The sequence below is a fragment of the Candidatus Melainabacteria bacterium genome, assembly GCA_003963305.1.
Classification (GTDB): domain Bacteria; phylum Cyanobacteriota; class Vampirovibrionia; order Obscuribacterales; family Obscuribacteraceae; genus PALSA-1081.
The window spans coordinates 100,410-113,927 of the sequence record RXJR01000008.1 but is presented as its reverse complement, the minus strand read 5'-3'; the positions used below and the strand labels follow the sequence as shown (position 1 = coordinate 113,927).

Here is a 13,518-nt window from a genome sequence, read left to right as displayed (position 1 = left end):
TTCTTCCAACCCCAACCTAGAAGCCTCGAAGCACCGCACGCGGTGCTTCTAACTGGGAGCGACAAGCCAGGCCGGCGGTACCGGTCGTGTCGTTCCCACCACATGGAGCCTTTCAAAGTGAAAGACATCAAAGAACTGCAGTCCAAGGCGATCGCGCTGCGCGCGGAGCTGGACACCGTCGTCTCTGGTTACGACGAAGAAAAAACCATGATCATCGTCTGCCTCCTGGCGGACGGGCACGTGCTTCTCGAAGCCGTTCCCGGCACCGCCAAGACCACCCTCGTCAACACCCTGCGGGCCGGCATCGACGGTTCCAAGTCGGCGCGCATCCAGATGACGCCTGACCTGAAGCCCACCGATATCACCGGCGTCGAGGTGTTCAACCAGAAGTTGCAGGACTTCGTCAAGAAAGTCGGCGCCATCGTCGGCTCCAACATCCTGCTCGCCGACGAAATCAACCGCACCACGCCCAAGACGCTCTCGGCTCTGCTGGAAGCGATGCAGGAGCGCCAGGTGACGATCGGCGACACGACCTACAACCTGCAGCAGCTGTTCATCATGCTGGCGACGCAGAACCCGGTCGAGAACGAAGGCGTCTTCCCGGTGCCCGAAGCCACTCTCGACCGCTTCCTGATGAAGCTGAACATGAAGTACGTCTCGCGCGAAAACGAGATCGCCATGCTGCGCAACGTCGCAGTGCACGGGCGCAAGGCGCAGTCGAAGGTGAAGAAGGTCGTCTCGGTGGAAGAACTCCTCGAGATGCAGGTGAAGGTGCTCGAGCTGTGCAGCCAGGCCACCCTGCCGCTCGTCGAGTACATCGTCGACCTGACCCGCGGCACCCGCCCCGGCGACCCGGAGAACGACGAAGAAGTGCGGTCGTTCGATGCCGTGCACGGCAAAGACGCCAAGGCGCTGCGCGAGCAGATCGCCTTCGGCGCTTCGCCGCGTTGCGAAATCGCCACGCTGCATGCCGCCGCCGCCTACGCCTTCCTGAACGGCGACGACCACATCGAACCGTCGCACGTGAAGCGGGTCTTCCCGCACATCGCGCGGCACCGCATCATCCTCACCGATGCGGCCATCCACGACGGTGTCACCACCGACAAGGTCGTGAAGAAGGTTCTCGAGCGCGTCAAGGTAGTCGATACGAGCGCAAGCAAGTAACGCGCCTGGACCATCGCGGACCAAGCAGTGGTGCTTGGGTCAATGCAGGGAGCTGTAGTTGAGAAAACACAGCGAACCGTACTGGTTTAAGCACCGCGAGCGAAACTCGCGATGGTCCTTTCGTTTACCTGAACTTTCGAGGAGATTCACATGAGAACTCAAGAGACTCAGGAGACAATCAGCGGTGTCATCCGCAAGATTGCCTCCTGTGCAATCCCCGTGCGCTGGCGGTCGCAAACGATCATGCCAGGCGGCGGCGAGCGCAGAAGCAAGTCTCGTGGTTCCAGTGGTCACGACGTGATGGCTCGTGTCGAATACGAGCCGGGAGACGATCCGCGCGACATCGACTGGCCGGCAACGGCTCAGACCGGTGGTCAAACGATGCTCGTCACCCAATACCTGGAACCTCGAGAAATCAACGTTTTCGTCCTGGTCGACGTGAAGAAAACCATGGACTTCGGCACTGCCCGTGCCACCAAGCGAATTCTGGCGGCTGAACTGGCGGGCTCCGCCATCAAGTCTGCCGGCAAGACCCAAGACAAAGTGGGCTTCATGGCCTACTCGGAGAAGCGCTTGCTGCAGAAGCGCAACCCCGTCAACGCCAAGCGCGCGCTCTACCCGATCGTCGCTGACGTGATCGAAACGGCTGCAGCAAGCGATGGCGAAGGCAGCGGCCTGGTGAAGAGCCTGAGAAGTCTGCCTCGCCATCGTGCTCTGGTTTTCATCCTCTCCGACTTCCTCGACCTGAGCGAAGACGAGAAGGCGGCCCTCAAACGCGCGTCGCTGGTGCACGACATCGTCTGTGTCGTGATCGAAGACCAGCGCGAACGTGAGCTGCCCAAAGGATGGGGTCCTTACACGCTCAAAGACATGCGCAGCGGCAAATGGAAGACCATCTGGTTGTCCGAGAAGTCGCGCGCAGAATTTGCGGCAAACCACAAGCGTCATCGCGACGCGTTGCTCGCCGACCTCAAAGCTGCTCACTGCGAAACTGCCGTGTTCAGCACAGAGGAAGGTGATGCAGCCGTTCCGAAGATGATGCTTCTCTTTGGCGGTCACCGCCGGTAACAGGAGCAGTCATGATCAGTATCAAACTCAGGCTGCCTGTGATGGCTCTTGCCCTCACTGCCGCAAGCCTCCTTTCTGCGCCGGCCGTCGTGCTCGCCCAAGACGCGACATCGTCGGCGCCCCAGTCTACCTCCTGCTCCGCACCGAGTGTGGTGCAGGCAGTCGACCCGTCTGTTTCGGCCAGTGGCTACCCCGATGAGGGGTTCGACTACACGCCGCCTGCCCCTGCAGCCGACCCGAAGCCGGAAAACCCGGTTCTCAAATCGTGCGAGAACGGCAAGATCAAGATCTGGGTCGGTAACAAGCAGCAGTTCGGCAACCGCATCGGCGGCGTTGTCGATGTGCGCATCCTTCTGCTCGTGGAGGACGGTGTCACCATCGACTTCAACACGCTGCAGAGGGACATCCTCAAGTTCGACGGCACAGACCAGTTCCGTCTGGCCCTGAAGAACCCGGTCTCGATTTCGACGACCCAACGTGACGGCAAGACGCTCTATACGATCGACCTGAAGGTGCAGACGTTCGTGCCCAAGCCGAGCGTTGCCTTCAACATCGACCTGCGTTACGCCACCTCGGTCGTCGCCGCCACACAAAAGCCCGACTGGAAAGTGCTCACTACGCCCGATTTCATGGTGACGAGATCGAACACTCTGGACAACGGCGAAACCCTCAACGAAGGCAACATGCAACCAGCCGCGGTGATGCTGCCCTGGGCAACCAGGTCGCTCATCTACGGCGGCGGCGGCCTGATAGGCTTCTGCCTGCTGACGGCGCTGGGCACGTGGCTGTGGCGCAAGCGCCCCGGTCGCAAGATTCCGCCCAACGAGCTGGCCTGGTCGACCCTCAACAAGGTGTTCAAGGACGGCGAAGCTGGAGGCTACGGCGAAAGCCAGTATCGCCTCATCGTCGACGCGCTCAAGGGCTACCTGGGTGCCGGCACCCGCACTCGCGAGGAAGTGAGCGAAATGCTCAAAGACTCGCCCAACCACGACCTCGTGGTCAGTGCCCTGAAGAAGTGCGACACAGCGCTCTACGTGGCCAAACAAGGCGGCGACAGCAGCGAATTGCTGTCGGCAGCCGAACGAGCTGAGCTCATCGCTCAGATCAAGCAGATCGTTCCGCAGCCCGAATAGGCGGACCAAGTCTTTTCAAGCCGTCGGCGTGGAGTGCGTGCACATCTGGTGCACGCGCGCCGGCGGCTTTCTAACTAGAGGCACGAGACCCCGCGTACGCAGTCGCGTGCGAGCAGAGGCATTCCTGCGCTCTCCATCCAACCGGTTGGAAGCGCATGGATGCCGACTGTTCGGACATCGGCGGACGCGGCTTGAAGTGACCTTTTCCCGCGAAGCACAACTTCGCAGTGGGAGCTTCTATCATGAAAACCAATAAAATCGCGCGCTTCATCGCCACGGCAGCGGTGATGATGCTTACGCTTGCTTGCGGACCTTCAGTTCCGCAGAGCTACGCTGTCAACGACTCAATTCTTGTGCAGAAGGCCGACGGTACCCGGGTGCAGAAGGCCGACGGTACCCGGGTGCAGAAGCCCGCTCCTCCGGCTGCCCTGCCAGGCGCCCAACCCGGCTCAAGTACGGCTGGTCAGGCAACGTCGAACGCGCCGTCGGCAACTCCGGCGAAGTTCGATGGGGCCGCACTGTACAAAGCCACTTTCGAAGCCCTTCGCGACAGACACATCGCCCTTACCGACGCTGCTGTTCGCGCCAAGTGGGTGGCCGAATGGGAGAACAAACACGCCAAAGACGGCAAGCTCGACACCGAAGCTGGTGCAGACGCTGCCTGTCTGGAGATGGTGCGAAGCTTGAATCAGCGCTTCGACTATTACTTCCTGCCTGTGAACACCAAGGCAGAGGAAACAAGCGAGAAACCGACGTTTGCCGGTACCGGGCTGGTGGTCACCACGCTTGGTGCGAAGGCAATCTCGAAAGAACATCCCTTCTTCATCGCCATGGTGATCGACGGCAGCCCCGCTGCTCGAGAGAACCTGCGCAAGAAGGACCGCATCGTCGCCATTGACGGCAAGTCGGTCGAGGGTAAGAGCCTTGAGGAAGCCGTCGCTCTGCTTCATGGCGACAACGGTGTGCCCGTGGTTCTGTCAATCGAACGTGGTGCCACTGAAAAGTTCAACGTCACGATCGTCCGCAACGACTACATCGTGCCAGTGGTGCACTCCAGAGACCTCGGCGACGGAGTCTCCTACATCAAGCTGGACAACTTCATGTCGCAGTTCTCGGTGAAGGAGATGTTCAACGCCCTGACCAAAGCGGCCAAAGGCAAAGCGCTCATCCTCGATTTGCGCGGCAACCATGGCGGCAACCTGCAATACGTGGAAGCGATGGCCGAGTTCTTCCTGGAAGACGGCACCATCCTCGAACAGCACGAACGCCACGACGATGACCTGGTAACGCTGCGCCTCGCAGTGCAGCCCAACTTCGCCCTGCGCACGCAGACTTCCAGCGCCAATCCGGACTCTACCGGCATGAAGCCCGAGGAACGCATGCTCAACCTGCTGCCGAAAGACATGCCGGTTGTGGTGCTGGTCGACGGCGACAGCTACAGCGCTTCGGAAATTCTCGCCGGCGCACTGCAAGCCACGCACCGAGCCATTGTGATCGGCATGCCGACGGGTGGTAAGGGCGTCGGGCAAGTGGTGTTCAAGCTGCCATTCGGTCGCAGCATGCACGTCACGAGCTTCGAATTCCTGCCCGGCGGAGAGGCGATGGACTGGGTGGGTGTGATTCCCAACATCGAGGTGAAGCAGCCTGCCAACTTCGATGAAGACGATGCCAGCACCGACGCTCAGCTGAAAGCAGCGCAGACGCAAGTCAAGTCGATGCTTGATGCGCGGTCGCAACTGCAAAAGAAGCGCGACGAACTGCGCAAGAAGAACGAAGACGACTTCAAAAAGTCCCGCGACGGCAAATAGGCCGGCGCACAACCAACATAGCCCAAGCCACCCATGCTGAAGATTGCTAGTAAGGTTCTCTGTGACCTTTCTTGCCATCTTCATCGGCATTGCACCCCGCTGAAATTCAGATTGAGGCGGGGTGCAATCCAGTGGAGAAACCATGACACTGCCACCGGCGGTGCCACCAAACCGAAAGGAGGTAACCATGACCAGTCCAAACCTATTCTAGGGGACCTGGTGCATGAGTCGGCACTGCAGGCGCGCTTCACCCCAGCCCGCCTGATGCCGACACGACTGGACTAGGAGCGGCGCAATCCCGCGTCGCTGCAGTGCACCAGGTGCCCCCGGAGAAGGAGGCATCATGGGCAAGTCCCGCAACACCCGCTTTGACCGCGATTACCGCAGCCGCGGTTACGATCGTTTCGACGATCGCGACAACGACTGCCAGAACAAGGAAGCGACTGTCTGGGTGGCGCTCAACGAGATTTACATCTCCGACGCTACCTGGGAGAAGCTGCTGCGCCGCGACGGACAGCAGATCGATGATATGCGTGACCGTTTCGAGCGCAATCTCGATATGGTTCGCGTCGTGCTGCACCGCCGCGCCGGTGGTGGCTACACCATCGAAGACGGTCGCCATCGCGTCATGGCTGCGAAGCTCGCCGACGCTGGTTTCATCGAAGCCATCGTGGTCGGCGACTGAACTCAAATGGTGGCGTTGTGACGGTCCTAGTGACCCCACATACGCCACCATTTTTTGCCACAACCAACTATAATGAATAGTATCACAAGATTTCCCCTTATCTAAGCACGGTTAGCATCGCCCGCTAAAAGGTATAGCCAATGTTGGGAGTGAAATTTTTGAGCAGCTTATGGCAAAAATTCTGATCATAGAAGACGACGTCGAACTGGCGGCAAAAGTAAAGGAATGGCTGGTCTTTGAAAAATTTACCGTAGACGTTGCCAACGATGCATCTGACGCCAACCACTTTTTAGCAGCCTATCAATACGATGTGATCATTCTCGACTGGGGCTTGCCGGACGGGTCCGGGCTGGAGATATGCAAGTCTTTCCGCTCCAGGGGCGGCATCACACCTATTATTTTCCTGACCGGGAAAGATTCAATTGAAAATAAAGAACTTGGTCTGGATTCAGGGGCAGACGATTACGTCACCAAACCTTTCCACGTAAAAGAGCTGGCCGCCAGGGTGCGAGCTTTGATCAGACGAACCCCGGGACTGCAACCTCAGGTTATTTCATGCGCCAATCTCTCGCTTGAAACAAGCACTTTCAAAGTCAAAAATGAGGGGCGTGACATTCAACTTTTGCCGAAAGAATATGCCCTTCTCGATTACATGATGCGCAGGCCGAACCAGGTGTTCAGCTCCAAAGCCCTGCTCAACGCCGTCTGGGATTCAGACTCGGAAGCGTCCGACGACACGATTCGCACCTACATCAAGACTCTGCGCAAAAAAGTAACGACCAGCAGCGGCGAATGCCCGATCAAAACCATACATGGACTGGGCTACAAGATAGAAGATATTTGATCGGCCGGCGTCTCCACTGAATCACCAACAAGCGGCAGTGTAAACCAGAAAGTGGTGCCCTCACCCTCGACACTACGCACACCGATTTTGCCGCCGTGGGCCTCAACGATCGACTTGCAGATAGCAAGACCAAGACCGGAACCTTTATGTTTGGTCGCGTCGGAAGTTTTCACTTGCTTGAAGCGCTCGAAGACAGAATCGATGTCGCTTGCGGGAATGCCTCTACCCTGGTCACTGACTTGAATTTCGACATTGCCATCTCCATTAAAAATGGCGATTAACTTGATCGTGGTATCACGCGAAGAGAATTTGATGGCATTGGAGACGAGATTGATCAACACTTGAATAATGCGGTCGCCATCGGCATTTACTTCGACATCCGGATCGACCTTGCTGCATTCCAGCGCGATCCCCTTATTAGCAGCCAAACTTCGCACTGCCTGAACAGCAGCTTCCAACAGCGGCAAAAGTTCCGTAGGAGCCAGGTAAACCTGGAGTCTGGCTGAATCCATGCGTTCTACATCGATCAAACTGTTGATCAAACTAATGATGTACGAAATGTTCCGTTCCGCATCCAGCACATTACGTTTGGCAGAGGCAGGCAATTCACCGGAGGCACCCGCTGACAGCAATGAGAGAGACGCCTGAATAGACATCAAAGGAGTGCGCAGATCATGACTCATCATAGAAACGAACTCTTGCTTCAGACGTTCCACCTCACGCCGAGCAGTGATATCTGAAACCACGCAGTAATAGACTTTCTCCTCAGCCGACCAGTTCACCGACCAGCGCACGTCTACCATCTGGTCGCCACGCTTGACGCGATTCTCAAAAAATTGTGACTCGGGCTGGCTGCGCACTTTCTCGAAATCCTCGGTAGCGCGCTCGATATCATCAGCAACGATTAAGGAAGCCAATCTCAGCCCAGCCAGGTCTTCCGGCTCTTTGCCGAACACCTCTCGGGCTGCGGGGCTGACCGACTTGAAGTAGAGTTTTTCGTCGACCGTGCAGATGACGTCGACAGCATTTTCAACGATGGCACGTTCTTTCATCATCGCCTGTCGAAGTACGTCGGCCATCGTATGAAAGACGCTATCCAACTCAGCCAATTCGTCATGCCCATCCAGTCTTTTAGCAAGTGGTGCGCCTCTTGCAAGCCGATTGGAATTATCCATGAGCACACGCAATCTTCGCGACGTGCCCGCATTGAAAAAGAGGGCCAGCGCGACGGCGATAACTATACTCAACGTCAGAGCTGCCACCAGAACTGGAAGCTCCATATCGCGAAAAGTTCGCAGTGACAGAACCCCGCTCTGGTCGCGCTCGAGCCTCGCCAACCTGTGAATTAGTGATGTCAGTTCGCGTGAAACTTTGAAAACACGCATTCTCAGCGGCGGCTGGCTGGCGGCCTGATCGTCGACTTTGTCGATGTGTTCGTGTCGTTCAATGATACCGAGAACATAACGTCCAACGTCTTCACCCTCCTCATAACTTTTCATGGCCTTCTGAGCCAATTCTTGTTCGGCCGGCTTGTTGCTCGTCATCTTAATCAGCTGGTTGAGGCTGTCTTTGATGTTGCTCATCCTGGCGTGATAGCGAGCCAACGCCCTTGGATCTTCCTCTTTGTTATATGCATAAAGAGAGATGAACGCCTCTTCGGTGAGGCTGGCGATGTTGTCGGCCGTAGACACAATTTCCTTCGACATCAGCTCGCGCTGCGCTTCTTGCTCAGCACTGTAAACAAGCCAGGCCATCGCGGCAATAAACACCACTTCAAATATCAGTGGCACAGCAATGAGGATAAGGGCCTTCTGTGAGAGCTTGAAATTGAATTGCATCGGGCTCACGTGTGAATACACTGAGTGTATCAACATATGCCTGCGGCGTTAAGCGCCGAAACGCACCAGCAGCGAGCCAATCTCAAGAGAGCTGTGTCGCCCCGCCAGCCTTGCCTGTTCGCTCCAACTTAGCAGCCATGGCCTGTGAATCTCTGGCGATGTCGCCTGTACCGTCGCCGGAACCCGGAACAAAAACGACTTTGAACGGCTGCGATTTGTCTACGCCGTTGCGTCCACTGACATTCGTAAATCCAAGAGATTTAAGCGCATGCACTGAAGCTTCGCCAAACTTTCCTTCCGGTCCGGCATCGCCGAAAACCACGGGCACAGCCTTACCGGTTTTTTCATCAACCAGCCAACCAAGGTCTCCTTTCTTGATATGGTAGGCTCTGGCGACGCTCGGGGGCAAGACAAAGAAATTATCCGTGTCGGTATTGAGCGATTCCCCGTTTGACAGCTTCAAGCTGGTCTGGTTCTGACGCGTGGCGTCCTCCGGGTGGTTACGGGCGCCAGCTCCGTCAGTGTCAACCTGACAGCCGCGGAATCTTATTGCTACAGATCCATCCGTGTTCTGAATTCCTTGCCATACATGCGAATCAACGCCGCCTGGCGTGAATGATCTTCCGCCAGATGGAGCATCGTAGTGTCCGACGCCATTGGCGTCCGGCGCAGAATAGCTCATACCACGGGGTCTAACGCTGGGCACACGCTCGCCGCCACCGCTCATACCAGCGCCGCCACCACGCGCGCCACCAGCATGTGAGCCACGTTCGCCCATCTGGGCAGCAGGGGAGAGCCCACCTGCACTCTGTCGAGGCACGAAGATCCAGTTACCGTGCTCATCCTGAACATATTCAAAGGTTGTCTCGAAGCCATTTCCATCGTCAGTCTTAAGTTGTTTTTTCCCTTCTGTAACAGTCTCGGAAATTTTGTATGTCTTCTCAGCCCCTTGTTCGTCTTTATATTTGAATTCAGTAATGCCGCTTTCGTACAGTTCTCTGGCAGCTTTTGCCCGATCGTCTGGCGTACTTGCCTTATCCAACAGAACGGATTTATCCTTTTCAAGATCAGTAATTTTCAAATCAGCGTGGGCAAGATGTGTGCGCTCAGAACCAGTCGCCGACACTGAATTTGCATCACGGAACCGGCTGTGATCGTCGAGAGTAATTTGATGGATCAAAGGTTGAGAACGATCGCCTGCAGCCATATGTGGGGCAGAGATCGCCTCTGTGCGGTGTAAGGAACTGTGCAAAACCATTTCAATTCACACTCGAATAATGACTTAAACAGATACTAGGTCGAAGTTCTTGCATTTTCATTGCAGCGAACAGGACTAATCAAAAATCGGATTAGACAAAAAGTACTCTCAGTGACGTGAGATTTTTGTGAGAAGCCCCTGAACAGCAGGGTGGAACACTTCTCCCACCTTTATAAACAGCCTCGATCGCCTCAAACCGGCTGTCAGCGAAATCGAACATCTATATAAATTGATTGCGCTGCTTACTCATACTTTTTTCACGTTGACAACATTATTGTGAGTTCACCCAAGCCAAGTCGCCCTGCACCAAAGGAAATTACCCATGGCAAATCCAAGTCGCAACCCGGCAGAAGATGTTTCTAAATCAGCAAACCAAACAGCAGATCGCATTGAATCAGCGGTAAGAACAGGTGACAAAGAAGCATATGCTAAAGCAATGGGCGAAGTAAACGCCTTTCGCGACAAGCACACCCCTGAGGAAACAAAGGGCTACAGTGCCGCAATAACAAAGCGATTGGAAGACGACAAGGTATTACCAACAGTATCACTTTTTGAAGCGCAATCCAACTTTTCTAAGATCGACACAAGCGGCAATGGCAGACTGGAGACGGGAGAACTGGACCTCTACAAGAACCGACGCGACGTCAATGAAGTGCAAGCTGCCTTCATTGCAAACATTCAAAAGAACTACGACACCATTCGCAATTACAGCACCTGGGGAGAAACCTGGTACGGCGGCAATTCAAAAGCTATCGCAGACCAGGACATAAATGATGGTGTAGAGCAACAGCGCGCCATCATGAACTTGCATGCTCCAGGCAAAGATGGTGTTTCACTCTATGACAAATTGAGCAAGGATAAAGACGGCAACATTGTCGGCGGCACATTCGATGCAGCGCTCGCTGGAGACAAGGCCGTCGCCCGAACGTTGACTCCGGAAGACAAACAAACGATCTTGACCTTGCAAAAGAACCAACCGACCTTCAGCTTTAACGATTTCAATAAAGAGGCACTGGATAAATTCGAGAGAGAAAGCGGACTGGATCCAAATGTAGTCCAGAACCAAAAACGCGCTGCACGTGCCGAAACACCGGTCTCGATCGAGAATTTGCCGCCTCGCCAGGAGCAAATGCAGAAGGATTACGAGCGAGAACAGGGGGTTACAAGAGAGAAAACCGTAAATCAAGTCGGTGCCACTGAGCGAGTGAACGAGCACAGACGCTCACTCGCTCCCTACTACCCTGAACTCGAAGGCAGTCGTAGAGAAGCATCCGGCTTCAGAGAAGCAGCCGACCTCAGAGAAGCAGCCGACCGAGCCAGAATGCAAGAAGGCGCTCGTCAAAAACTCCACGACGATAAAATCAACGCAGCTCTAACAGTTGGCAAAGGCGAGTCATACGCTCATGCAGCGGAGAGACTACTGACTCTCGCCGGTCACAAAGACTTCAGCCGCGCAGAACTGAAAGAAGTGTCACATCAATTGTGGGTGGCGGATCAGCGACGCAAGGGCGGCGAACTGAGAGTAGGACAGAAACTAAATCTGGACCTGAACCTCAGAAACAATCAAGTGCTGGCCAAACTCTTCGATGGTTCAGACTTATAACAGGCAGGGGCTGGGAACAATCCAACTGCCAACCAGTTGATCAGGCTCGGATCACAGTGATACCAGGCACGGTATCAGTGTGATCCGATTGCCGCAGACTGGCTTCGCAGCGTTCAGACCAGAATCCTCACAGCTCAACTCATTGACTCTACGACACGGTCCTTGCGAAGCCCTTTTTGCTTTCTTTCCGCCTTCTTTTCAAACATCAACTCGTCGCCGCGCTGTTTGAAATCAGTGACAGACTCGCCTCTTTTGTACTCAACTACGCCCGTGCTGGTACCAACGACCAGTTCGCCCGGTACCGGCGCCTCATATGGATTCAGCCGTCTGATGCCGTTGGGACTGAGTGCCGGTCTGGCCACATCCGGGATCTGATATCGCATCAGGGTCATGTCGGCAGGCACGTACATACGCTCCGGAACGCGGAATGGCTTGATGCCTACCTTTGACATGTCGATACCGGGAGTTGACTCGAGAATGCGACTGAGCGCTTCTTTCGCAATCATCTGGTCGCGAAAAACATCTTCTATCTGCTCCGGTTTCGCATATCCTTTTTCGACTAAGATCTGCCCCAGAAGTGGTTTTTGACCAGCGGGAGCCTCCGCCTGAACCTGCAGCGCCTCATGGATCTGGGCTTCAGTTGCATAACCTTTCACTTTCAACAACTGCCCTATCTGTGGCAGGAAGCCGTAACTAGCCTGGCTGGCAAACGTTGCCAGGTCGCTTTCGTTGTAAACCTGCAGAGTGCGCCCGGCCAGATTTTCCGACTCAGAGAGTCCGGTTCGAAGCTTCAGCCTGGCCACTTCACTTGCAACACTTTGAGGCGTGACATGTTCACCGGTCAACGGCATACGAGCAAACAAGAGTTGCTCAGCCAGATCGCTCAGCGTCTGTCCTTCGCCGCTCACCGTAGCAAGAGGCATATTCTGAATCTTTTCGATGCGCGCTGAGTAATTGTTTGCCAAAAGCTCCACTCCAGGAGCTTCTTTGGCAACACCCAGACGCATCGTGCTCTCCAGCCCGGCCGCAAGTGAATCAGCATGAACACGCGCCGTGTTAGGCATAACCACCATAAACTCATCGCCGCCTTCCCGAATCGGCACATCTGTAGCGCGTTTATAGTAGTCCTTGAGAAAATCGGCCACTTCTTTCAAAACCAGATCGCCCTGGTTGTGTCCAAACTTGTCGTTTACACCCTTGAACCCATCGAGATCCATGTATGTCATGGACAACGGTTCATCAGACCTGCCACTGCGAGCAATTTCCGTTTTCAAAACATCCATGCCGCCAGCTTTGTTCTTCAACCCTGTCAAAGCATCTACCTGCGCACTTTCACGGGCAGTTTTATAGAAATCTCGGGGATGAACCTCCACCGGACCGATTGAGAAGATCGGCTCACCTTTGGAGATTCTTTCATTGATCCTGTTAGTAATCGCTGTCTTGCCGACATTTGTGCCATGGTCTAGAGCACCAAACATAGCGCCGAATGCGGCGTAAGAAGCAACATCATTTCTGATTTCATTGTAAGTCGGTGTCTTCCCATTCAATTCCGCACCGAGAATGGAATGAGTAAAACCACCGGCCGCACCTGCTACTCCATTAACACCAACAGCTCCGATCAACCCTGGAGCTTCTCTAACTACAGACATGCGCTTCAGCCCCAGCCCTGCACCGTCCATAGTGGCAAAGGTGCCGAACCCGAGTGCCGCACTTTTAAGCTTGTTAGCAGCAAAATCATGATCATTCACAGGTTGCGCCAGTTCAAACAACGCGCCCGTCGTTCCAGCCTCGAGAATAGGCACTGATGCGGCTCTTCCCATGACGGAGCTACGCAGTCCGCCAACACCTTTGGAAAGCACAAAAAAGTCTGCCACGCTGCCGGCTATATTACCCGTACTGGTCCACATGTTGTCATGAGAAGGCGCGCTGAACAAGTGGGGCGCATCTACATGAATCGGAGTCAGGTGACGCACTAATTGAGTAATGCCATTCAAAGGCTGCTGCACGGATGAGTATGCCGCAGCTTGCAGCATATCAGTAGCTCCGGAAAGCACACCGCCGGAATCTTCGGTGCGTGGCTGTGCCTCTTTGATTTGCTTTGGACCGTCTGTCATAAC

10 protein-coding genes are annotated in these 13,518 nt (G+C 55.2%); 7 read left to right on the top strand and 3 right to left on the bottom strand.

Annotated elements, in window-relative coordinates:
- The first annotated feature begins 102 nt into the window (after positions 1 to 102).
- The 6 genes from EKK48_09550 (at position 103) to EKK48_09525 (ending at position 6,702) form a co-directional block, all read left to right on the top strand.
- Positions 103 to 1,164 (top strand): MoxR family ATPase, encoded by a 1,062-nt coding sequence (locus EKK48_09550; protein RTL43132.1) that lies wholly within the window; start codon positions 103 to 105, stop codon positions 1,162 to 1,164.
- Between the two features lie 150 nt (positions 1,165 to 1,314).
- On the top strand, positions 1,315 to 2,232 hold the full coding sequence (locus EKK48_09545) for a DUF58 domain-containing protein (GenBank protein RTL43131.1): 918 nt from the start codon (positions 1,315 to 1,317) through the stop codon (positions 2,230 to 2,232).
- An 11-nt stretch (positions 2,233 to 2,243) separates the two neighbouring features.
- Positions 2,244 to 3,365, top strand: a complete 1,122-nt coding sequence (locus EKK48_09540) for a hypothetical protein (protein RTL43130.1) — start codon at positions 2,244 to 2,246, stop codon at positions 3,363 to 3,365.
- Between the two features lie 242 nt (positions 3,366 to 3,607).
- The gene (locus tag EKK48_09535; protein ID RTL43129.1) at positions 3,608 to 5,173 is read left to right on the top strand and encodes a PDZ domain-containing protein; all 1,566 of its coding nucleotides are present in this window, start codon (positions 3,608 to 3,610) and stop codon (positions 5,171 to 5,173) included.
- 343 nt (positions 5,174 to 5,516) lie between these two features.
- Positions 5,517 to 5,858 (top strand): hypothetical protein, encoded by a 342-nt coding sequence (locus EKK48_09530; GenBank protein ID RTL43128.1) that lies wholly within the window; start codon positions 5,517 to 5,519, stop codon positions 5,856 to 5,858.
- A gap of 169 nt (positions 5,859 to 6,027) precedes the next feature.
- Positions 6,028 to 6,702, top strand: a complete 675-nt coding sequence (locus tag EKK48_09525) for a response regulator transcription factor (protein ID RTL43127.1) — start codon at positions 6,028 to 6,030, stop codon at positions 6,700 to 6,702.
- Here EKK48_09525 and EKK48_09520 read toward each other — a convergent pair.
- Both EKK48_09520 and EKK48_09515 read right to left on the bottom strand, forming a co-directional pair.
- Entirely contained in the window at positions 6,681 to 8,576 is a 1,896-nt protein-coding gene (locus EKK48_09520) for a PAS domain S-box protein (GenBank protein ID RTL43126.1), read from the bottom strand. The two genes, EKK48_09525 and EKK48_09520, sit on opposite strands and share 22 nt — an antisense overlap.
- Positions 8,577 to 8,622: 46 nt before the next feature.
- The gene (locus EKK48_09515; GenBank protein RTL43125.1) at positions 8,623 to 9,798 is read right to left on the bottom strand and encodes a hypothetical protein; all 1,176 of its coding nucleotides are present in this window, start codon (positions 9,796 to 9,798) and stop codon (positions 8,623 to 8,625) included.
- Between the two features lie 322 nt (positions 9,799 to 10,120).
- Between EKK48_09515 and EKK48_09510 the strand changes: the two genes are divergently transcribed.
- Positions 10,121 to 11,401, top strand: a complete 1,281-nt coding sequence (locus EKK48_09510) for a hypothetical protein (protein RTL43124.1) — start codon at positions 10,121 to 10,123, stop codon at positions 11,399 to 11,401.
- Positions 11,402 to 11,535: 134 nt separating this feature from the next.
- Here EKK48_09510 and EKK48_09505 read toward each other — a convergent pair whose 3' ends face one another.
- Positions 11,536 to 13,515, bottom strand: coding sequence for a GGDEF domain-containing protein (locus tag EKK48_09505; protein RTL43123.1), 1,980 nt, complete (start codon positions 13,513 to 13,515; stop codon positions 11,536 to 11,538).
- Between the last annotated feature and the right edge of the window lie 3 nt (positions 13,516 to 13,518).

Bases quoted from the DNA above. Each gene is read 5' to 3' on its own strand.
- EKK48_09535 (RTL43129.1), top strand. From the start codon at position 3,608: ATGAAAACCAATAAAATCGCGCGCTTCATCGCCACGGCAGCGGTGATG.
- EKK48_09545 (RTL43131.1), top strand. From the start codon at position 1,315: ATGAGAACTCAAGAGACTCAGGAGACAATCAGCGGTGTCATCCGCAAG.
- EKK48_09520 (RTL43126.1), bottom strand. From the start codon at position 8,576: ATGTTGATACACTCAGTGTATTCACACGTGAGCCCGATGCAATTCAAT.
- EKK48_09550 (RTL43132.1), top strand. From the start codon at position 103: ATGGAGCCTTTCAAAGTGAAAGACATCAAAGAACTGCAGTCCAAGGCG.
- EKK48_09510 (RTL43124.1), top strand. From the start codon at position 10,121: ATGGCAAATCCAAGTCGCAACCCGGCAGAAGATGTTTCTAAATCAGCA.
- EKK48_09515 (RTL43125.1), bottom strand. From the start codon at position 9,798: ATGGTTTTGCACAGTTCCTTACACCGCACAGAGGCGATCTCTGCCCCA.
- EKK48_09530 (RTL43128.1), top strand. From the start codon at position 5,517: ATGGGCAAGTCCCGCAACACCCGCTTTGACCGCGATTACCGCAGCCGC.
- EKK48_09540 (RTL43130.1), top strand. From the start codon at position 2,244: ATGATCAGTATCAAACTCAGGCTGCCTGTGATGGCTCTTGCCCTCACT.
- EKK48_09505 (RTL43123.1), bottom strand. From the start codon at position 13,515: ATGACAGACGGTCCAAAGCAAATCAAAGAGGCACAGCCACGCACCGAA.
- EKK48_09525 (RTL43127.1), top strand. From the start codon at position 6,028: ATGGCAAAAATTCTGATCATAGAAGACGACGTCGAACTGGCGGCAAAA.